This window comes from Caulobacter sp. GSs2 (genome assembly GCF_058680895.1).
In genome coordinates, this window is the sequence record NZ_CM178725.1 from 1,946,390 (window position 1) to 1,964,668 (window position 18,279).

Consider the following 18,279-nt stretch of genomic DNA (forward strand, 5'->3'; position numbering starts at 1 on the left):
GGACCTGAACTTGAGCGCCCAGGAGCAGACCTTCTGAAAGGCCGAGAGGGGTGGATGGCGGACATTGGCCATTCGGGTATCGTGGGCGCTATGCAGCGGACCTCACCAGTAGCGATCACCGGCTGCTGGCAAGGTCCGCAAGCCCCGCAAAGTCCGTGACTCTGTCTAATAGTTAGCGACCAACCCAACGAAACGGCCCCTGAGAAGGGGCCGTCTTCTCGAGCGCGAGAACGCCAATGCTTGCTGCAATGAATGATGGGATTCACGCGATCGATTGGGAACTCATTCAGCGCCTTTCCCAGATCGCCTTCTTTGTGGTTACGGCAGTTGTAGCGGTCCTCACATTTAAGGCTGCCAGAAAGGGATTACTCAACACTGTTTACAATGAATACCACAAGCGGGTGATCGACAATCTGGCTGAGCTTAGCGCGAGCCTCTACGACGAGTTCGACATGAGGTCGGAGCATAGTTGGCAGAAGAGAGACGATCATGCGGAGGTCATCCGGCGCGTCAATGAAACCATCACCGAATTTGAGAGCGAAGAGGTGGATTTGGTAGCCTATGAGCACCTCGGGGTCCCGTTTCTCCCCATTGACGCCCATGTTTTCTCATCTCTCGCCCGATATGAAAGCGATCCTTTCTTGCCCAATTCGCTGAGGGTCTTGGTCACTTCCTATTTCAAACACCGGAGGGATATGACGATTGAGGGGAGGACGGAGGTTGTGGAGGCATTTGGCAAACGCTTTGCCGCATACAAAGCCAAGCCAATTGGATCTCGACCACAGCTGTCTTCTAATGAGCTGAATGGCGCGATGTACGCGCGGGGCGTCGGCATCAGTGATCTCGAGAAGCGCGCGCACGAAATTCGTAAGGCGATCACGCATTATTTCTCCGACTTTGACACCGTTTCGGCGAACGCCCCCAAGTCGCGAAAGGTCCGTGGCGCTGCCAAATAGTCAGCGACCCAAAAGCGCCGCCTCTACGCCCCACAGGTTGGTTGCCACCGTGGAAGTTGCAGGAATGAGAATGAACGCTATCCCGCAAAGCCCAATGGGGTTGTGGGTGCACGGCGTCACCGTGGCGACGACTTGATGCTGGAGCGAGAAGGCCCCCTATTTGCTGGCTCTCCAAGATGCTCTATCGGACTTTCCCACCTTCCGTTCAGGGTCGAAAGCGGCCCTTGGCTTCTCGCCCGAAAGCCGACGCCCCGCGTCGCGCCAAGCCTTTCCACTCCGGCGATCGTCTCGCCGTGAGATGTAAGGATGGCTCCCTCCGGCGCGGAGGGGGATGGTGTTTCCCGGTCGACGCCGCAGGCCCCCTCCTGACCTGCTTCGCAGGTCGTCCTCCCCCTTGTCAGGGGGAAGATGGGATCGGCGCCCTTCATCTTCCCCCTCCGGGGGAAGACGGCTGCGCAGCAGCCCGTAGGGGGCAAGTATGGGGATAGAGCGCAGTCTATGCCCGTACTTTCCGGATCTTATCCCAACGAAATCAACGCCCTGTAAAATAATCGATCGCGCCGGTCAGACGCGTCGAAATCACCCGCATACTGATCTCACCCCAAGGCAAGGGAAGGGACGTCGGCCGGCGACCTGATGGGCTTTGGGGGGTGGTCGAGCGGGGCGTGTTCCGTCGGCTGTCGCTCTGGGCCTGTTCGCCCGGTTTGCGAGGCGTGGCCTGTCCCTCCGGGGAAGGCGGGCGCCTCGGATCGGGGTTCAGGATCAATCCCTCGGCGGCGGGGCGGCGGCGCGCAACAGGCATGGGCTGAAATCGCCCGTGCGGTCCAGGGTGCGCCAACACCCTGCCCGTCGGGGGCCGAAATCGGGAGCGGGTTAAGACCCCGCGCCTCGAAGGCTCACCGAATAACGGCTGCGCGGAGCGTCTGTCTTCGTCGAAACGGTATTCACTACTCTCACACTCCGGGCGAGGCCCGGACGCTCCGCGACCCTTCCCACACCTTCAGCGGGCTTCCGCGTGAAGCGGCGAAGCCGTGTCCTTCTCCAGGCAGGACAGATCGCCTCACCCTTTGACCGGCCGTTAAGCCGCGCCCGCTAGGCTCCGCGCTCATGAGCAGCACTCCCCGCACCCCGGCCGGCGTCACGCCCGAGCAACTGGCCACCCTGAGCCACGAGTTCCGCACGCCCCTGAACGGCGTGCTGGGCATGGCCCGGCTGCTGGAGGGCACTCGGCTGACAGGCGAGCAGCGGGCCTATGTCACCGCCCTGCGCGAGAGCGGCGATCACCTGCTGTCGCTGGTCAATGACGTGCTGGACTTCGCCCGCCTGGGGGCCACGGACATCGCCCTGGCCCCGACCCCGGTCGATATCGAGGGCCTGCTGCGGCAGGTGGCCGAGCTGATGAGCCCGCGCGCCCACGAAAAGGGTATCGAGATCGCCTGGGCCGTGTCGCCCGGCCTGCCGACCATCCTGGCCGACGAGGGCCGGCTGCGGCAGATCCTGCTGAACTATGCCGGCAATGCCGTGAAGTTCACCCAGCAGGGCGGGGTGCTGCTGACCGCAACCGCCACGTCAGGCGCCTCGGGCGCAGGCCGCGTGCGCTTCTCCGTAACCGACACCGGGCCGGGCGTGGCGCCGGAGGCCCGCGCCAAGATCTTCGAGGCCTTTGTCCAGACCGACGCCAGCCACCGCACCCAGCTGGGCGGGGCGGGCCTGGGCCTGGCCATTGTCGCACGGCTGGCCCGCGCCATGGACGGCAAGACCGGGGTCGGGGGCGAGCTCGGCCAGGGCGCCGACTTCTGGTTCGAGGCGCCGTTCCAAACCCTCGCCGCGCCGATACGCGACCTGCCCCTGGTGGGCCGGGTGGTGGTCGTGGCCTCGCCCAATGCCATCGTCCGCCTGGCCACCGCCCGCCAGATCGAGGCGGCCGGGGGCCGGGCCATTGTCGCCGCCGATGTCGCCACCGCCACCGCCGCCGCCCCGTCCGACGCGGTGCTGCTGATCGACGCCGCCCTGGCCGGTCCGCGCGGCGCCCTCAAGCCTCCCGCCGGCCATCGCGCCGTGGTGCTGCTGACCCCCGACCAGCGCGGCCGCATCGACCGGCTGAAAAAGGCCGGCTTCAGCGGCTATCTGATCAAGCCCCTGCGCGCCGCCTCGATCGTCGCCCAGGTGCTGCAGGCCACCACCCACAGCCCGGCCCGCGCCGACAAGCCCGCCGAGGACGACCGCATCGCCCCGGCCGCCGCCCCGGGCGTACGCGTGCTCCTGGCCGAGGACAATCCGATCAACGCCCTGCTGGCCCGCACCCTGCTGCAGCGCGAGGGCTGCAAGGTCGACCGCGTCGCCGACGGCGCCCAGGCCGTCGCGGCCCTGTCCAGCGACAGCTACGACCTGATCCTGATGGACCTGCGCATGCCGGTGCTGGGCGGCCTGGACGCCACCGTGCGCCTGCGCGCCCAGGGCGTGACCACCCCCATCGTCGCCCTGACCGCCGACGCCTTCGACGAGGACCGCCGCGCCTGCCTGGCGGCCGGCATGAGCGACTTTCTGGTCAAGCCCCTGACCCACGCCGCCCTGCGCGATGTGCTGACCCGCTGGACCGGCCCTGCTGCGCCCGGCGTCTGGACGAAAACCGCGACGCGGGCCAAGGTCGCCGGCTAAGCGCGGGCCGTTCTCCGCGAGGGGGACCGCCGCATGACAGACAAGGCCGCCACAGCGCCGAAGAAGACCCTTCTTCAGACCCTGGCCTTCTTCGGTGAGCGTCGCAGCCTGGTGATGCTGGGCCTGGGGTTCGCCTCGGGCCTGCCCTACATGCTGATCTTTGACACCCTGTCGCTGTGGCTGCGCGACTCCGGCCTGTCTCTGGCGGTGATCGGTTTCTTCAGCCTGGCCACCCTGTCGTTCTCGTTCAAGTTCCTGTGGGCCCCGCTGATCGACCGCGCCAAGGTGCCGATCCTGCACAACCTTCTGGGCCATCGCCGCGCCTGGATCCTGGTCTTCCAGACCGCCATGATCCTGGGTCTGTGGACCATCTCGACCCTCAACCCCGCCTCGCAGTTGGCCGCCCTGGGCGCCGCCGCCGTCGCGGTGGGCTTTGCAACGGCCTCGCACGACATCGTCATCGACGCCTGGCGGATCGAGGTGGCCGACAAGGAAGAACAGGGCCCGATGGTGGTGGCCTATCAGTGGGGCTACCGGGTGGCGATGATCGCGGCCGGGGCCGGGCCCCTGCTGCTGGCCGAGCGCTTCGGCTGGAACTTCTCCTACGCCGTCATGGGCTTTGTGGTCGGCATCGGGGTGCTGGCCACCCTGTGGGCTCCACGCGAGGCCGAACACACCGTTCGTCCGATCCCGACCGGCGACGTCAACCAGCCCCGCTCGCTGGAGATCCTGGAATGGATCACCCGCCTTGGCATCCTGCTGGTCGGTGCGCTCGCCTTGGGCTCGGGCCTTTCGGGGGATGCGTCCCTGCTCTCGAAGCTGGTCGGCGGCGAAGCCCTGGCCGAGGCCTGGAAGGCCAAGCCCAACGGGGTGTGGCTGCAGCTGCTGGGCGTGCTGGCCGGCCTGGCTATCGTGGTCGTGGCCGCCTGGCCGATCCCCAAGGTGCGCACCAAGCCCGGCGTCTACATGTCGGCCGCGTTCGGCGAGCCCCTGATCGACTTCACCAAGCGCTTCCACGGCGTGGCCGGCCTGATCCTGGCGGCGATCTGCGTCTATCGGGTGTCGGACTTCGTGCTCAACATCATGAACCCGTTCTATCGCGACATGGGCTTTACGCTGACCGAGATCGCCGAGATCCGGAAGGTGTTTGGTATCATCGCCTCGATGATGGGGGTGTTCCTGGGCGGGGTGATCGTGGCGCGGCTGGGCCTGATGAAGGCCCTGGTGATCGGGGCCTTCGCCCAGCCGATCAGCAACCTGTTCTTCGCCTGGCTGGCCATGAGCGGTCACAGCGTGCCGGTGCTGTTCTGGGCGATCTGCATCGACAATGTGGCCGGCGGCGTCGCCGGCACGGCCCTGATCGCCTACATGTCCAGCCTGACCACGGTGGGTTTCACGGCCACGCAATACGCCCTGTTCTCGTCGCTCTACGCCCTGCCCGGCAAGCTGATCGCCTCGCAGTCGGGACGGATCGTCGAGGCCTCGGCGATCGCGGCCGAAGCCGGCGGCCCGATCGGCGCCCTGAAGGGCCTGTTCACCCGCCTGCCGCCCGAGAGCTTCACCGCCGCCGGCGCCAAGCTGGGCGTCAGCGCCCCGGCCATGGCGGCGGGCTATACGGCCTTCTTCCTCTACACGGCGGTCATCGGCGTGGTGGCTATCGTGCTGTCATTCATGGTGGCGGCGAAGCAGGGAGAGATTGACCGACGGGCTGAGGCGGAAGCGCCCGCGGCTTAGAAGTCCTCCCCCTGAAGGGGGAGGACTTGCGACCTAGGTCCCCAGACACACCACCTGCGCCACCCGCAGGTCGCGACGCAGGCCGTCGGCCACGCGGCCATAGTTCTCGGTGGTGATCGCCTCGCCCATGGCGAAGCCGTCGCCGCCGCGGCGGTGCGGGCCCAGCAGGGTCCGCAGGGTCTCGGGGGCCGTGGTGTAGATGCGGCCACGGCGCGGACTCTCGGCCACGGTCACGCCGACCACCCGCCCGGCGCTGTCGAGGGCCGGCGCGCCCGACAGTCCGGCCAGGGTGCCCTTCAGGCTGTCGGTGCGGCCAACCTCGGCCCAGACCAGCACCGGCTCGGTGCGGGCTCCGCGCCCATGGACGACCAGGTTCTCGCGGCCCAGCAGGCGCGAGGCGGCCTCGCCGGGATGGCCCTGCGGGAAGCCAGGATGATAGGCGCGGGCTCCGCGACGCAGGGGCTCTTCCAGACCCAGGGGCACGGCCGGAGCCCCGCCCTCGGTGGTCAGGATGGCGGCGTCGGCGCGCGGATCGATGGTGATCTTCGCCGCCACGCCGCGTCCGTCGGCCACCACGATGGCCGCCGACTTGCAGCCGTCGACCACATGACGAGCGGTCAGCCAGGTGCCGCTGTCGCCCACCGAAAAGGCGGTGCCCGAGCCCGGTTCGGGCTTGTTGGGCACCTGGACGACGATGGCCGGATCGAACGGCGAGGCCGGGCCCAGCGGCAGGCCCTCCTCGCCCGGCACCGGCGGCGGCGGCGGCGGGGCGTCGGAGCGCTCCTGCCGGCCGACCGCGACGATCAGCAGGGCGCTGACGGCGGCGGCATAGACCAGCCAGTCGGGAAGCTTGGGAAAATGCACGGGACGGGGCCCTCGCTTTTCCGGATCAGCCGGCCACGGCGGCGGCGAGAATCAGGGCGGTGGCCAGTTTCGCGCCCACCAGCAGGGCGGCGGCGGCGACCTCGCCCTCATGGATGCGCTCGGGCAGGCCCTGCAGCACCATGTCGGTGATGCGGAACACCAGCAGCTGCACGGCGATGGTGGCCGCGCCCCAGATGACGATCTCGATCACCGAGGTCGAGGCGGTCAGCGAAATGGCCAGCGGAATGGCCAGACCCACCATCACACCGCCCAGCGACAGGGCGGCGGCCGAATTGCCCTCGCGGATCAGCTTGATCTCGCGGTGCGGGGTCAGCATCGCATAGAGGGCCGTGCCGATGATCAGCATCAGCAGGGTCACGCCTGCATGCATCAGGGTGACGGGAAAGCCCGTGGCGAAGGCCTGGACCTCGGGTGACTGAAGCTGGGACGGCATGAACGCAAACACCCTCTGAACCTAGAGATTCAAGTCCTATCACGGGTGACGGAGGGTTGCGTAGGGGGCTCGCTCCGAAGGCGTCTATGCCGCATCGTCATCCTCGTCGTCATCGAGCACGCCCGCCATGGCCGCCATCGACAGCTGGCGCAGGGCGCTGGCGCGGACCTTCTCGCTCTCACTCTTCAGCTGACCGCAGGCGGCGAGGATGTCGCGACCGCGCGGCGTGCGGATCGGCGAGGAATAGCCGGCCTTGTTGACGATGGCCGCAAAGGCCTCGATCGCGGCCCAGTCCGAGCACTGGTAGTCGCTACCCGGCCAGGGATTGAACGGGATAAGGTTGATCTTGGCCGGAATGCCCTTGATCAGCTTGATCAGGGCGCGGGCCTCGTCGGGGCTGTCATTGACGCCCTTGAGCATCACATATTCGAAGGTCACCCGGCGGGCGTTGCTGATGCCGGGATAGGCGCGGATGCCGGCGATCAGCTGGTCCAGCGGGTACTTCTTGTTCAGCGGCACCAGCACATCGCGCAGGGCGTCGTTGGTGGCGTGCAGGCTGATGGCCAGCATCGCTTGGGTCTTCTCGCCCAGGGCCTGGAGCTGGGGCACGACGCCCGAGGTCGAGACGGTGATGCGGCGACGCGAGATGGCGATGCCCTCGTTGTCGCTGATGATCTCGATGGCGTCGGCGACCGAGCCCATGTTGTAGAGCGGCTCGCCCATGCCCATGAACACGATGTTGGACAGCAGGCGGTCGTCCTTGTCGGACGGCCATTCGGCCAGGTCGTCCTTGGCCACCTGGACCTGGGCGACGATCTCGGCGGCGGTCAGGTTGCGCACCAAGGCCTGGGTGCCAGTGTGGCAGAAGCTGCAGTTCAAGGTGCAGCCGACCTGGCTTGAGACGCACAGGGCGCCGGCCCGGCCGACCGACGGGATATAGACCGCCTCAATCTCGATGCCCGGGGCCGTGCGGATCAGCCACTTGCGGGTGCCGTCTTTCGAGACCTGGCGCTCGACGATCTCGGGCCGGGCGATGGTGAACACCTCGGCGAGGCGGGCGCGGGTTTCCTTGGCGACGTCGGTCATCATCGCAAAGTCGGTGACGCCGCGATGATGGATCCAGCGGAACACCTGGGTGGCCCGCATCTTGGCCTTGCCGTGCTCGGCCACGCCCGACTCGGTCAGGGCGGCGGTCATCTGCGTCCGGGTCAGGCCCGACAGGTTGATCAGCGGCTTCTGGGCAGGCGCTGCGCCGGAGGCGCGCGACAGATCGAGGGTAACGCTCAAGGGGCGATCCGGGTGCAGGGATTTAAGGGGTCGAGGGCGGGATATAGCAGATGGCGGGGGTTTTTCCAAAGATGCCCGTCGACTCGCCCCCTCCGCGCCTTCGGCGCTCCTCCCCCGGAGGGGGAAGATGATCTCGCCTTCCCCCTCCGGGGGAGGACGGCTGCGCAGCAGCCAGGAGGGGGCAAGTGGTCACCACACTTCCCCTAGACACCCCACCCCCGCAGGCCCATATCCGCCACATGCGCACGCACGACGCCGATGTGATCATCGCGGGAGCCGGCATGGCCGGGTCCACCCTGGCTCTCGCCCTGGCCTCAGGCGGCCTCCGGCCGCTACTGGTCGACCCCCAGCCGTTCGAGGCCCAGCTGGCCCCGACCTTTGACGGGCGCTCCTCGGCCATCGCCTATTCCAGCTTTCGCCAGTGGCGGACCATCGGCGCGGGCCAGGCCCTGGAGCCGCACGCCCAGCGCATCGAACAGATCCTGGTCACCGACGGCCGCACGCCCGGCGCCGCCGCGCGAGGCGCCTCGCCGGCCTTCCTGCGCTTCGATTCCAGCGAGATCGCCGACCGCTCCGACGGCGAGCCCCTGGGCTATCTGATCGAGAACCGCCAGATCCGCGCGGCCCTCTCGCAAGCGGTGACAGACAAGGCGCTTCCGGTGATCGCGCCGATGGCCGCGAAAACGCTCGAGGTCGACGCCGCCGGCGCCCGCATCACCCTGGCCGACGGCCGGGTGCTGAGCGCCCCTCTGGCGGTCAGCGCCGAAGGTCGCGGCTCGGTGCTGCGCAAGGCGGCCGGGATCGGCGACATCGGCTGGGGCTATGGCCAGAGCGGCGTGGTCGCCACCGTGAAAATGCAGCGCCCGCACGAGGGCGTGGCCCACGAATATTTCCTGCCCAGCGGCCCGTTCGCCATCCTGCCCCTGACGGGCAACCGCGCCAGCCTGGTCTGGACCGAGAGCACGGCGCGGGCCGAGGCCCTGCGCGACGCCCGGCCCGAAGCCTTCCACGCTCATCTGATGCGGCGGTTCGGCGAGTTTCTGGGCGATGTCGAGATCGTCGGCCCGATCTTTGTCTATCCGCTGTCGCTATCCCTGGCCGAGCGCATGGTCGCCCCCCGCCTAGCCCTGATCGGCGACGCGGCCCATGGCGTGCATCCGATCGCGGGGCAGGGCCTGAACCTGGGCCTCAAGGACGCTGCGGCCCTGGCGGAGGTGCTGGTCGAGGCGATGCGCGGCGGCGAGGACATCGGCAGCGACGTGGTGCTGGAGCGCTATGCCCGCTGGCGGCGGTTTGACACCGTGACCAACGCCTTGGCCTTCGATGGCTTCGTGCGCCTGTTCTCAAACGACAATCCGATCCTGCGTCTGGCGCGGGGCATCGGTCTGGCGGCCGTCAACCGCATCGCCCCGGCCCGACGGTTCTTCATGCACGAAGCCGGCGGCGCGGTGGGCGATCTGCCACGGCTGCTGCGCGGGCAGGCGATCTAGATCTCGCCTATTCGCCGTCTTCGAGTGAGCGGGCTTCCTCCGGCAGCATGATCGGCACGCCGTCGCGGATCGGATAGGCCAGCTTGGCGGCCCGGCTGACCAGCTCGCCGCGCACGCGGTTATAGTCCAGCGTGGTGCGGGTGACGGGGCAGACCAGCACTTCCAGCAGGCGCGGGTCGATGTCAGCGGGCGGCGGGGTCGGTGTAGCGGTCATGAAACTTCTCTAGAGCGGGATGAGGAAAAGTGTGAGCGGTTTTCCGCCCGCATCCCGCTCCAAACTTTAGAAAGCCATCTTGATGGCGTTCCCGTTTCCTACTGGATAGAGGGCGGCTCGTCGTCGTCACTCACGGCCGCGTCGATCTCCAGCAAGGCCACCAGGGTCTCGCGCCGGTCGGCCATGGTTGGAGCCTCCAGCAGGGCCTGCTTTTCCATGGGATCGAACGGCAGGGCCATGGACAGGCTGTTGATCAGGGCGTCCGACGGGGCGTTCTCGGCGCTGGTCCAGTCGATGGCCAGACCGCGATGGTCCAGATAGCGGCGCAGGGCGGCCAGCAAGGGGACGGGATCAACGCCCTCTGACGAGGGGCCGTCCTCGCGCAGGTCGGCCTCAAACGACGAGAAATCGGCCCGCACCTGGCGATAGGGCATGCGCGCGGGCAATTCTGCGCCGGCCCGGAAACGGCAGATTCCGGTCAAGGTCACCAGGTAGCGTCCATCAGCGGTCTCGGCGAAGCTGGTCACCCGACCCGCGCAGCCGATCGGCGCCAGGCTGGGGCCGTGCTCGTCCTCCGGACCGGCGCCATTGGGGCGGGTCTGGATCATGCCGATCATCCGCTCGCCCGACATGACGTCGTCCAGCATGTTCAGATAGCGCGGCTCAAAGATGTTGAGCGGCAGCTGGCCGCCCGGAAGCAGCAGCACGCCGTCGAGCGGAAACACCGGGATCACCAGCGGCAGGTCGCTGAGCTTTCGAATGCCCGGCATCCGCAACTCCCTAGCTGAACAGGATGGAGGACAGCCGCTTGCGGCCGGCCCTGGCGACTTCCGACATCGCGCCGGCGGCCTCGAACACGGTCAGCAGCTGCTTGCGCGCCGCATCGTCGTTCCAGGTCCGGTCGCGGGCGATGATCGCCAGCAGATGATCGGACGCGGCCTGCAGATGGCCGGCTCCGGCCAGGGCCTTGGCCAGTTCGAAACGGGCCTCGTGGTCGTCAGGATCGGCGGCCAGGCGCGCCTCGAACGGCGCGGTCTCGGACGGCGCGTCGGCAGCCAGGGCCAAGGCGGCGCGGACGCTTTCCAGCTCGGGATCCTTGGCGCCTACCGGGGCCATGGCGGCGACCTCGGTGGCGCGCTCGATATCACCGCCGTCCAGATAGCAGCGGGCCAGCCCGCCCAGCGCCTTGACGTTCTCCGGGTCCATCCGCAGGGCCTCGGCATAGGCCTGGGCCGCGCCGCCCAGGTCGCCCAGGTCCAGCGACTCCTTGCCCATGGCCAGCAGGGCGTCCAGATCGCTCGGGGCCGGAGGGCCGGAGATGCGGGCGATAAAGGCCTTGATCTCGCTCTCGGGCACCGCGCCCTGGAAGCCGTCGACCGGCTGGCCGTTGACGAAGGCATAGACCGTCGGGATCGACTGCACGCGCAGCTGGCCCGAATAGCCGGGGTTCTTGTCGACGTCGATCTTGACCAGCTTGACCGCGCCGCCGGCGGCCGCGACGTGCTTTTCCAGCGCCGGGGTCAGCGTGCGGCAGGGACCGCACCAGGTGGCCCAGAAATCGACAATGACCGGCTGGGTCTTGGAGGCCTCGATGACGTCGGCCATGAAGCTGGCGTCCGTGCCGTCCTTGATATGCGCGCTTTTGCCACCGGCTTGAATGGGGGCGGGCTTTTCGCCGATCAGGCTCATCGGAAGTCTCTCATGCAAGTCGAAACGCGGTCAGGGCCAAGATGGTCCCTCGAAGCGACAACCGCAATCGCCGGTTCGCTCAAGAGACGACTGTCATGGCCTCGAAATCGACGATCATCGGCGTGATCCCCAGGGCCGACAGGAAGGCGCGCAGCCCCTCTTGCGACACCGCCGTCGTGGCGTTGTTGCCCAGCGGGTGGAAATTCACCGGATCGGCCCTGGCCAGGGCGGCGTCCAGCACGAAGCGCACCCGATGCTCGACATCGTTGATCAGGCCAAAGGCGGTGACCGAGCCGGGCCTGACGCCCAGCGTCTCGACCATCATCGCTTCCGGCCCGAACGACAGCCGGCCCGAGCCGATCACCGTGTGCAGGCGCTTCAGGTCTATCACCGTCTCGCCCAAGGCCGAGATCAGCCACAGCTGGCCCTTGGCGTCCTTGAGGAACAGGTTCTTGGTGTGGCCGCCGGGCATGGCCGCCTTGATCTCCAGCCCTTCCTCCACCCGGAATACGGGCGGATGGTCGAGGGTGGAATGGGCGATCGCGTGGGCGTCGAGAAAGGCGAAGAGGTCGGCGCGGGTCTTCATGCGCGCTTCCTAGCTCAGCCTTGCCGTTCGGGGAACTGGACGGCCTCGCCTCGCGGGCGCTAGACCTGAGCCAGGGATCAAGGAAAACAGGAAGACGCGCGGCATGGAACTGGAGTGCTATCCCACCGAGAACCGCCCGCCGGAGATCGTGCCGGGACGCCCGCAACGGGCCTGGATGGACCACTTCGCCGACCGCCACCCCTATCGCTGCCTGCCGCTGTCGATGGCCAACACCTCGGGCTGGGAGATCCTGTGCCCGGTCGGCTTCTCGATGACCTGGGACGGCGGGGCGCATCAGGAGTGCATCAAGTTCCAGCCCGACCATCCCTATCCGGGCTTTACCGAGTTCGTGAAGTCGCATTTCTCGCGCGGCACGGTGACCTTCCATACCGGCTATCTGTTCCGCACCCCGCCCGGCTGGTCGATCCTGACCATGGGGCCGCCCAACCACATCAAGGACGGCATCCAGCCCCTGGCCGGCCTGGTCGAGACCGACTGGCTGCCCTTCCCCTTCACCATGAACTGGCTGTTCACCCGCCCCGGCACGGTGCGCTTCGAAAAGGGCGAGCCGTTCTGCTTCATCATGATGATGCAGGACAAGGTGATGGACGACGTCCAGCCGGTGATCCGCTCGATGAACAGTAACCTGGACCTGCGCCGCCAGTACGACGTCTGGGCCGAGAAGCGCACCGAGTTCAACAGCCTGATCTTCAAGCGCGACCCCGAGGCCACCAAGGAGGCCTGGCAGCGCTTCTACTTCAAGGGCGAATATCCCGAGGAGGTGCAGGCGGAGGCGCCGAGCCACCACGTCAACAAGCGTCGACTGAAGGCGCCGAAACTGGGGTGAGCGAGGCTTGAAACACGTCCTGTTCGTCTGCGGCAAGAACCGGCTGCGCAGCCCCACGGCCGAACAGGTCTTTTCGGCCTGGCCCGGCGTCGAGACCCGCTCGGCCGGCGTCAACGCCGACGCCGACGAGCCCCTGACCGGCGAGATGGTTGCAGAGGCAGACCTGATCTTCGTGATGGAAAAGACCCATCGCGCCAAGCTGACCCGGCGGTTCAGGACCCACCTGAAATCGGCCCGCGTCATCTGCCTGGATATACCGGACGACTACGCCTTCATGGACCCCGAACTGGTCAGGATCCTGCAGGCGCGGGTTCCGAAGTTCCTGCCGGCGCGCTAAGGTCTCTCCAGAGCACTCTGCTTGACAGAGTGATGTGCCTCTTGTAACTCTGCAGCTCAGAGCACTCTGATCACCATGAACGGAGAGACCATCATGGGCATGACACGTAACGAGGCGGCGGCGGCGCTGTCGGAGATCGAGCGGACGGCCGAGCGCGGCCAGGTTCTGCGCGGCTACCAGCACGCCGGACCGATCCTGATGCTGTGGGGCGTGATCTGGGCGACCGGCTACGGCCTGATGGGCGTGCTGTCGGAAGAATCCTGGGGCGTGATCTGGATGGTCCTCAACAGCCTCGGCTTTCTGGGCGCCGTCCTGATGCACCGCCGGGCCGGCGGCGGTGCAGGCGCGGGCGAGGCGAAGGCGGGCAGCTGGCGGATGGGGGTCGCCATCGTCGCCCTCACGGCGTTCTTCTTCGCCACCTTCAGCCTGTTCCAGGCGACCGACCCGGACCCTTATCTGGCGTTTCCGGGTCTGGTGACCGGATTGATGTACGTGGGCATGGGGCTGTGGAAGATGCCGCGCTACCTCTGGATCGGCGCGGTGCTGTTCGTGGCGACCCTGATCGGCTTCCATTTCTTCCGCCCGTGGCTGACCTTCTGGATGGCCGGTTTCGGCGGCGGAGGCCTGTTCCTGGCCGGCCTGTGGCTGCGGAAGCTGTGAGCATGGCGGCGCAACCCGACGACCTGATCCACCAGCCCCTGCGCCTGAAGATCATGGCCGCCCTCTATGCGGAGCGGAACGCCGAACCGCTGGAGTTCACCCAGCTCAAGGCCGTCACCCAGGCGACGGACGGCAACCTGGGCAGTCATCTGGCGACCCTGGAAAAGGCCGCCTATGTCGAGATCCTGAAAGACCATGTCGGCAAGCGGCCCCGCACCCGCGCGGTGCTGACCCCGACCGGCCGCAAGGCCTTCCGCAGTCACGTCGCCTATCTGCGTGAAGTGGTCGAAGGGGTCGGGGAGGACGCTCCCTAGACGGCCTTCACCGCGCTCACGATCGACTTGACCACCTTGCGGACCAGGGCCGGGTCATCGCCCTCGGCCATGATGCGGATCAGGGGCTCGGTGCCGGAGGCGCGCACCACGATGCGGCCGGCGCCGTTCAGCTGGGCCTCGCCGTCGGCGATGGCCTCTTTCACCGTCTTGGCCTCCAGAGGCTTGCCGCCGCCGAAGCGGACATTTTCCAGCAGCTGGGGCACGGGTTCGAACTGGCGGGCCAGGGCGCTCATCGGCTGGCCGGTCTCGATCATCACCGCCAGCACCTGCAGGGCCGCGATCAGGCCGTCGCCCGTGGTCGAGAAGTCCGACAGGATCAGGTGGCCTGACTGCTCGCCGCCCAGGTTGAAACCGCCCTCGCGCATGCGGGCCATCACATAGCGGTCGCCGACGCTGGTGCGCTCCAGGGTCAGGCCCTGCTCGCCCAGGAAGCGTTCGAGACCGAGATTGGACATCACCGTGGCGACCACGCCGCCGGCCTTCAGCTTGCCGGCCTTGGCGTAGGCGGCGGCGATGATGGCCATGATCTGGTCGCCGTCGACCACCTGGCCGTTCTCGTCGCAGATCACCAGCCGGTCGGCGTCGCCGTCCAGGGCGATGCCGATGTCGGCGCGATATTCACGCACCAGCTTGGCCATGGCCTCAGGGTGGGTCGAGCCGCATTCGTGGTTGATATTGGTGCCGTCGGGATCAACGCCCAGCGGAATGACCTCGGCGCCCAGCTCGTACAGGGTGACGGGCGCCACCTTGTAGGCCGCGCCATTGGCGCAATCGATGACGATGCGCAGGCCGGCCAAAGACAGCTGGCGCGGGAAGGTCGCCTTGACGATCTCGACATAGCGGGCCTGGGCGTCGTCGATGCGCTTGACCCGGCCCAGGCCGCGCGGCGGCGCCAGGCCTTCCTGCAGGCCCTCGTCCATCAGGGCCTCGATCTTCAGTTCCTGAGCGTCCGACAGCTTGTAGCCGTCGGGGCCAAACAGCTTGATGCCGTTGTCGGCGAAGTCGTTGTGGCTGGCGCTGATCATCACGCCCAGGTCGGCGCGCATCGAGCGGGTCATCATCGCCACGGCCGGAGTGGGCAGCGGGCCAAACAGCCGCACGTCCATGCCGACGCTGGCGAAGCCGGCGACCAGGGCCGGTTCGATCATGTAGCCCGACAGCCGGGTGTCCTTACCGATCACCACCAGGTGGCGGCGGTCGTCCTGCGAGCGGAACAGCTTTCCGGCCGCCAGACCGACGCGCAGGGCGACCTCGGCGGTCATCGGGTGCTGATTGGCCTGGCCGCGGATGCCGTCGGTGCCGAAATAGGCGCGCTTGCTCATGGTCGCTCTGGTCTGGAGGCGGATCGCGAAACGATCCGAAATGCAGATTTATGTGGGAGAGGTCTGCACGAATGCTAAAGCCCGGCCGACGACTATACCCGCGCGGGTAGCCATAATCCCCGCCGGCGCGATTTACAAAGGACCATGGCATGTGCGGCATCATCGGCATCGTCGGAAACCAGCCTGTCGCTGACCGCCTGGTCGAAAGCCTCAAGCGCCTGGAATATCGCGGCTATGACTCGGCGGGCATCGCCGGACAGGTCGACGGGGTGCTGCAGCGCCGCCGGGCCCCGGGCAAGCTGCGCGAGCTGGAGAGCGTGCTGGCCCACGAGCCGCTGATCGCCACCACCGGCATCGGCCACACCCGCTGGGCCACCCACGGCGCGCCGACCCTGCGCAACGCCCACCCGCACATCGTCGGCAAGGTCGCTGTGGTTCACAACGGCATCATCGAGAACTTCGCCGAGCTGAAGGCCGAGCTGATCGCCGCCGGTCGCGAGTTCCAGAGCGACACCGACACCGAGGTCGTGGCCCACCTGCTGGACGCTGAACTGGCCACAGGCCTGTCCCCGCTGGACGCCTTCAAGGCCACCCTGGACCGCCTGCGCGGGGCCTATGCGCTGTGTGTGCTGATCGGCGGCGAGGACGAGGTGATCCTGGCGGCCCGCAACGGCCCGCCCCTGGCCGTGGGCTATGGCCAGGGCGAGATGTTCGTCGGCTCCGACGGCCTGGCGCTGGGCCCGTTCACCAACCGCGTCGCCTATCTGAATGACGGCGACTACGTGATCATCGACCACGACAGCGCCCGGATCTTCGACCACAGCGGCAAGCCCGCCGACCGCCCGATCAAGATCGTGCCGGCCTCGGCCGTGCTGATGGAAAAGGGCAACTACCGGCACTTCATGGAGAAGGAAATCCATGACCAGCCGGAGGGCTGCCAGCGCACCATCGCCGCCTATGTCGACCCAATCACGGCGCGCGCGACCGTGCCCGGCGGCATCGACTGGGCCTCGCTGGAGCGCATCCAGATCGTCGCCTGCGGCACCTCCTACATCGCCGGCATGGTCGGTCGCTATCTGATCGAGCAGCTGGCTGACCTGCCGGTGGATGTCGAGATCGCCTCGGAGTTCCGCTACCGCCAGCCGGCCATCCGCGCCAACGCCCTGGCCATCGCCATGTCGCAGTCGGGCGAGACCGCCGACACCCTGGCGGCCCTGCGCTATTGCCAGGCGGCCGGCATGAAGAGCGCCGTGGTCGTCAACGCCACCGAGTCGACCATGGCCCGCGAGGTCGACGTCGTCTGGCCGATCCATTGCGGTCCCGAGATCGGCGTGGCCTCGACCAAGGCCTTCACCGCCCAGGTCAGCGTGATGATCGCCCTGGCCATCGCCGCCGCCAAGGCGCGCGGCCGGATCGACGACGCCGAGGAGCAGCGGCTGGTCCGGGTGCTGCTGGAAGCCCCGCGCCTGATCGCCGAGGCCATCGGCCTGGAAGACGCCATCAAGGACATCGCCGCCGAGGTCGCCAAGGCCCGCGACGTGCTCTATCTGGGCCGTGGCCCGATGTCGGCCCTGGCCCTGGAAGGCGCTCTGAAGCTCAAGGAAATCAGCTATATCCACGCCGAGGGCTATGCCGCCGGCGAGCTCAAGCACGGCCCCATCGCCCTGGTCGACGACGAGACGCCGATCGTTATCCTTGCCCCCTTCGACAGCTGGTTCGAGAAATCGGCTTCGAACATGAGCGAGGTCATGGCGCGCGGTGGCCAGGTGATCTTCATCACCGACACCGAAGGGGCCCGGCACGCCCCGGCCGGCGCCAAGGTGGTGATCACCGCCCCGGCCTGCGACCCCCTGGTCTCGGCCCTGGTGATGTCGGCCCCGATCCAGCTGCTGGCCTATCACGTGGCGGTGGTGAAGGGGGCGGATGTGGACCAGCCGCGCAATCTGGCCAAGTCGGTGACGGTGGAATAGGCGAAAAGGACAGGTCTGATGTCGATCATCATGACGCCGATCGGCCAGGTCCGGGGCGGTCGCGATGTTGCCGAAGACGACGACTGGGGCGCCAGCCGCGCGGCCATCGTCCTGGATCCGGCCCGCTTCGACGCCGAGGCCCTGATCGGGCTGGAGACCTTCAGCCACGCCGAGGTGGTCTATGTGTTCGACAGGGTCACAGACGACCAGATCGTGACCGGCGCCCGCCATCCGCGCGGCAACACCGCTTGGCCGAAAATCGGCATCTTCGCCCAGCGCGGCAAGAACCGGCCCAACCGCATCGGGGTCACGGTCTGCAGGATCGTGGCGGTCGACGGCCTGACCCTGGAGGTCGAGGGTCTGGACGCCATCGACGGCACGCCGGTGCTGGACATCAAGCCGGTGATGCGCGGCTTTGCCCCGCGCGGCGAGCACCGCGAGCCCGACTGGGCGCGGGAGATCATGGAGAAGTACTGGTGATCCAGGTCGCGCCCGATTGGAGCGATCTGGAACGCTTTCGGTTCGGAGACGGCCCGGAACTGGCCGACGCCCTGCTCGCCTTGGTGCTGCTGGGTACGAAGACAGCGACGTGCTGGTCGTTTGCCGACGGTCAGCAGACGGCGGTCGGCAAACAGATGGTGGCGTGCGACAGCCGCGATCGCCCCCGCGCGGTCATCGAGACGATCCGGCTGGACGTGTGCCTGTTCAGCGAGGTCACCGACGCGTTCGCCGCCAAGGAGGGCGAGGACGACCGATCCCTCACGTCATGGCGTCGAGCGCACCAGGCCTATTTCGAACGCAACGGCGGCTTTGATCCTGAAATGCCGCTGTGGTGCGAGGAATTCAAGCTCATCGCCGAGATCGCGATTCCCTAGG

At 67.6% G+C, this 18,279-nt stretch carries 19 protein-coding genes; 11 read left to right on the plus strand and 8 right to left on the minus strand.

Features of this window, described 5'->3' with window-relative positions:
- Positions 1-236 precede the first annotated feature (236 nt).
- The 3 genes from ACW17Z_RS09520 to ACW17Z_RS09530 all read left to right on the plus strand — a co-directional run bounded on the left by ACW17Z_RS09520 (position 237) and on the right by ACW17Z_RS09530 (position 5,348).
- Positions 237-956, plus strand: a complete 720-nt coding sequence (locus ACW17Z_RS09520; protein ID WP_492058464.1) for a hypothetical protein — start codon at positions 237-239, stop codon at positions 954-956.
- A gap of 1,107 nt (positions 957-2,063) precedes the next feature.
- Positions 2,064-3,614, plus strand: coding sequence for a response regulator (locus ACW17Z_RS09525; protein ID WP_492058465.1), 1,551 nt, complete (start codon positions 2,064-2,066; stop codon positions 3,612-3,614).
- A 33-nt stretch (positions 3,615-3,647) separates the two neighbouring features.
- Positions 3,648-5,348 (plus strand): AmpG family muropeptide MFS transporter, encoded by a 1,701-nt coding sequence (locus ACW17Z_RS09530; RefSeq protein WP_492058466.1) that lies wholly within the window; start codon positions 3,648-3,650, stop codon positions 5,346-5,348.
- A 33-nt stretch (positions 5,349-5,381) separates the two neighbouring features.
- On the opposite strand, the gene ACW17Z_RS09535 is transcribed toward ACW17Z_RS09530, so the two are convergent.
- From ACW17Z_RS09535 to rlmN, 3 genes are all read right to left on the minus strand, one after another.
- The gene (locus ACW17Z_RS09535; protein ID WP_419319631.1) at positions 5,382-6,212 is read right to left on the minus strand and encodes a S1 family peptidase; all 831 of its coding nucleotides are present in this window, start codon (positions 6,210-6,212) and stop codon (positions 5,382-5,384) included.
- Between the two features lie 25 nt (positions 6,213-6,237).
- A complete protein-coding gene (locus tag ACW17Z_RS09540) occupies positions 6,238-6,666 on the minus strand; it encodes a DUF350 domain-containing protein (RefSeq protein WP_419319629.1) in 429 nt (142 codons plus the stop codon).
- Between the two features lie 84 nt (positions 6,667-6,750).
- Positions 6,751-7,953: a dual-specificity RNA methyltransferase RlmN gene (gene rlmN, locus ACW17Z_RS09545; RefSeq protein WP_492058467.1), complete on the minus strand. Its 1,203-nt coding sequence runs from the start codon at positions 7,951-7,953 to the stop codon at positions 6,751-6,753.
- Positions 7,954-8,192: 239 nt separating this feature from the next.
- Here rlmN and ACW17Z_RS09550 point away from each other — a divergent pair, with 239 nt between their 5' ends.
- Positions 8,193-9,443, plus strand: coding sequence for a UbiH/UbiF/VisC/COQ6 family ubiquinone biosynthesis hydroxylase (locus ACW17Z_RS09550; RefSeq protein ID WP_492058509.1), 1,251 nt, complete (start codon positions 8,193-8,195; stop codon positions 9,441-9,443).
- Between the two features lie 7 nt (positions 9,444-9,450).
- On the opposite strand, the gene ACW17Z_RS09555 is transcribed toward ACW17Z_RS09550, so the two are convergent.
- The 4 genes from ACW17Z_RS09555 to ACW17Z_RS09570 all read right to left on the minus strand — a co-directional run bounded on the left by ACW17Z_RS09555 (position 9,451) and on the right by ACW17Z_RS09570 (position 11,932).
- Positions 9,451-9,657 carry a Trm112 family protein gene (locus ACW17Z_RS09555; RefSeq protein WP_419253144.1) on the minus strand — a complete coding sequence of 69 codons (207 nt, stop codon included), beginning with the start codon at positions 9,655-9,657 and terminating at the stop codon, positions 9,451-9,453.
- Between the two features lie 98 nt (positions 9,658-9,755).
- Positions 9,756-10,427, minus strand: coding sequence for an LON peptidase substrate-binding domain-containing protein (locus ACW17Z_RS09560; RefSeq protein ID WP_492058468.1), 672 nt, complete (start codon positions 10,425-10,427; stop codon positions 9,756-9,758).
- Between the two features lie 10 nt (positions 10,428-10,437).
- Positions 10,438-11,346, minus strand: a complete 909-nt coding sequence (locus ACW17Z_RS09565; protein ID WP_492058469.1) for a tetratricopeptide repeat protein — start codon at positions 11,344-11,346, stop codon at positions 10,438-10,440.
- 79 nt (positions 11,347-11,425) lie between these two features.
- Entirely contained in the window at positions 11,426-11,932 is a 507-nt protein-coding gene (locus tag ACW17Z_RS09570) for a prolyl-tRNA synthetase associated domain-containing protein (protein WP_492058470.1), read from the minus strand.
- A 103-nt stretch (positions 11,933-12,035) separates the two neighbouring features.
- Here ACW17Z_RS09570 and ACW17Z_RS09575 point away from each other — a divergent pair, with 103 nt between their 5' ends.
- The 4 genes from ACW17Z_RS09575 (at position 12,036) to ACW17Z_RS09590 (ending at position 14,090) form a co-directional block, all read left to right on the plus strand.
- A complete protein-coding gene (locus tag ACW17Z_RS09575) occupies positions 12,036-12,779 on the plus strand; it encodes a DUF6065 family protein (protein WP_419253148.1) in 744 nt (247 codons plus the stop codon).
- Between the two features lie 7 nt (positions 12,780-12,786).
- On the plus strand, positions 12,787-13,116 hold the full coding sequence (locus ACW17Z_RS09580) for a low molecular weight protein tyrosine phosphatase family protein (protein ID WP_492058471.1): 330 nt from the start codon (positions 12,787-12,789) through the stop codon (positions 13,114-13,116).
- Between the two features lie 75 nt (positions 13,117-13,191).
- A complete protein-coding gene (locus ACW17Z_RS09585; protein WP_492055822.1) occupies positions 13,192-13,776 on the plus strand; it encodes a hypothetical protein in 585 nt (194 codons plus the stop codon).
- A gap of 2 nt (positions 13,777-13,778) precedes the next feature.
- Complete coding sequence (locus tag ACW17Z_RS09590) at positions 13,779-14,090, plus strand: winged helix-turn-helix domain-containing protein (protein ID WP_419319620.1); 312 nt, start codon at positions 13,779-13,781, stop codon at positions 14,088-14,090.
- On the opposite strand, the gene glmM is transcribed toward ACW17Z_RS09590, so the two are convergent.
- Positions 14,087-15,433, minus strand: a complete 1,347-nt coding sequence (gene glmM / locus ACW17Z_RS09595; RefSeq protein ID WP_419319619.1) for a phosphoglucosamine mutase — start codon at positions 15,431-15,433, stop codon at positions 14,087-14,089. The two genes, ACW17Z_RS09590 and glmM, sit on opposite strands and share 4 nt — an antisense overlap.
- Before the next feature lie 149 nt (positions 15,434-15,582).
- On the opposite strand from glmM, the gene glmS reads away from it, so the two are divergent.
- Genes glmS through ACW17Z_RS09610 form a run of 3 tightly spaced genes read left to right on the plus strand, consistent with a single transcriptional unit; the run spans position 15,583 to position 18,278 of the window.
- Complete coding sequence (gene glmS, locus ACW17Z_RS09600; protein ID WP_492055823.1) at positions 15,583-17,403, plus strand: glutamine--fructose-6-phosphate transaminase (isomerizing); 1,821 nt, start codon at positions 15,583-15,585, stop codon at positions 17,401-17,403.
- Between the two features lie 18 nt (positions 17,404-17,421).
- Positions 17,422-17,883, plus strand: a complete 462-nt coding sequence (locus ACW17Z_RS09605; RefSeq protein ID WP_492055824.1) for an SAM-dependent methyltransferase — start codon at positions 17,422-17,424, stop codon at positions 17,881-17,883.
- Positions 17,880-18,278 (plus strand): ASCH domain-containing protein, encoded by a 399-nt coding sequence (locus ACW17Z_RS09610; RefSeq protein ID WP_492055825.1) that lies wholly within the window; start codon positions 17,880-17,882, stop codon positions 18,276-18,278. Before ACW17Z_RS09605 ends, ACW17Z_RS09610 begins: the two co-directional genes overlap by 4 nt.
- Position 18,279 lies beyond the last annotated feature (1 nt).

What these genes read in the sequence shown, in the direction of transcription:
- ACW17Z_RS09590 (WP_419319620.1), top strand. Translation starts at nt 13,779, where the DNA reads ATGGCGGCGCAACCCGACGACCTGATCCACCAGCCCCTGCGCCTGAAG.
- glmS (WP_492055823.1), top strand. Translation starts at nt 15,583, where the DNA reads ATGTGCGGCATCATCGGCATCGTCGGAAACCAGCCTGTCGCTGACCGC.
- ACW17Z_RS09565 (WP_492058469.1), bottom strand. Translation starts at nt 11,346, where the DNA reads ATGAGCCTGATCGGCGAAAAGCCCGCCCCCATTCAAGCCGGTGGCAAA.
- ACW17Z_RS09540 (WP_419319629.1), bottom strand. Translation starts at nt 6,666, where the DNA reads ATGCCGTCCCAGCTTCAGTCACCCGAGGTCCAGGCCTTCGCCACGGGC.
- ACW17Z_RS09575 (WP_419253148.1), top strand. Translation starts at nt 12,036, where the DNA reads ATGGAACTGGAGTGCTATCCCACCGAGAACCGCCCGCCGGAGATCGTG.
- ACW17Z_RS09555 (WP_419253144.1), bottom strand. Translation starts at nt 9,657, where the DNA reads ATGACCGCTACACCGACCCCGCCGCCCGCTGACATCGACCCGCGCCTG.
- ACW17Z_RS09550 (WP_492058509.1), top strand. Translation starts at nt 8,193, where the DNA reads ATGCGCACGCACGACGCCGATGTGATCATCGCGGGAGCCGGCATGGCC.
- ACW17Z_RS09520 (WP_492058464.1), top strand. Translation starts at nt 237, where the DNA reads ATGCTTGCTGCAATGAATGATGGGATTCACGCGATCGATTGGGAACTC.
- ACW17Z_RS09530 (WP_492058466.1), top strand. Translation starts at nt 3,648, where the DNA reads ATGACAGACAAGGCCGCCACAGCGCCGAAGAAGACCCTTCTTCAGACC.
- ACW17Z_RS09605 (WP_492055824.1), top strand. Translation starts at nt 17,422, where the DNA reads ATGTCGATCATCATGACGCCGATCGGCCAGGTCCGGGGCGGTCGCGAT.
- glmM (WP_419319619.1), bottom strand. Translation starts at nt 15,433, where the DNA reads ATGAGCAAGCGCGCCTATTTCGGCACCGACGGCATCCGCGGCCAGGCC.
- ACW17Z_RS09570 (WP_492058470.1), bottom strand. Translation starts at nt 11,932, where the DNA reads ATGAAGACCCGCGCCGACCTCTTCGCCTTTCTCGACGCCCACGCGATC.
- ACW17Z_RS09525 (WP_492058465.1), top strand. Translation starts at nt 2,064, where the DNA reads ATGAGCAGCACTCCCCGCACCCCGGCCGGCGTCACGCCCGAGCAACTG.
- ACW17Z_RS09560 (WP_492058468.1), bottom strand. Translation starts at nt 10,427, where the DNA reads ATGCCGGGCATTCGAAAGCTCAGCGACCTGCCGCTGGTGATCCCGGTG.
- ACW17Z_RS09585 (WP_492055822.1), top strand. Translation starts at nt 13,192, where the DNA reads ATGAACGGAGAGACCATCATGGGCATGACACGTAACGAGGCGGCGGCG.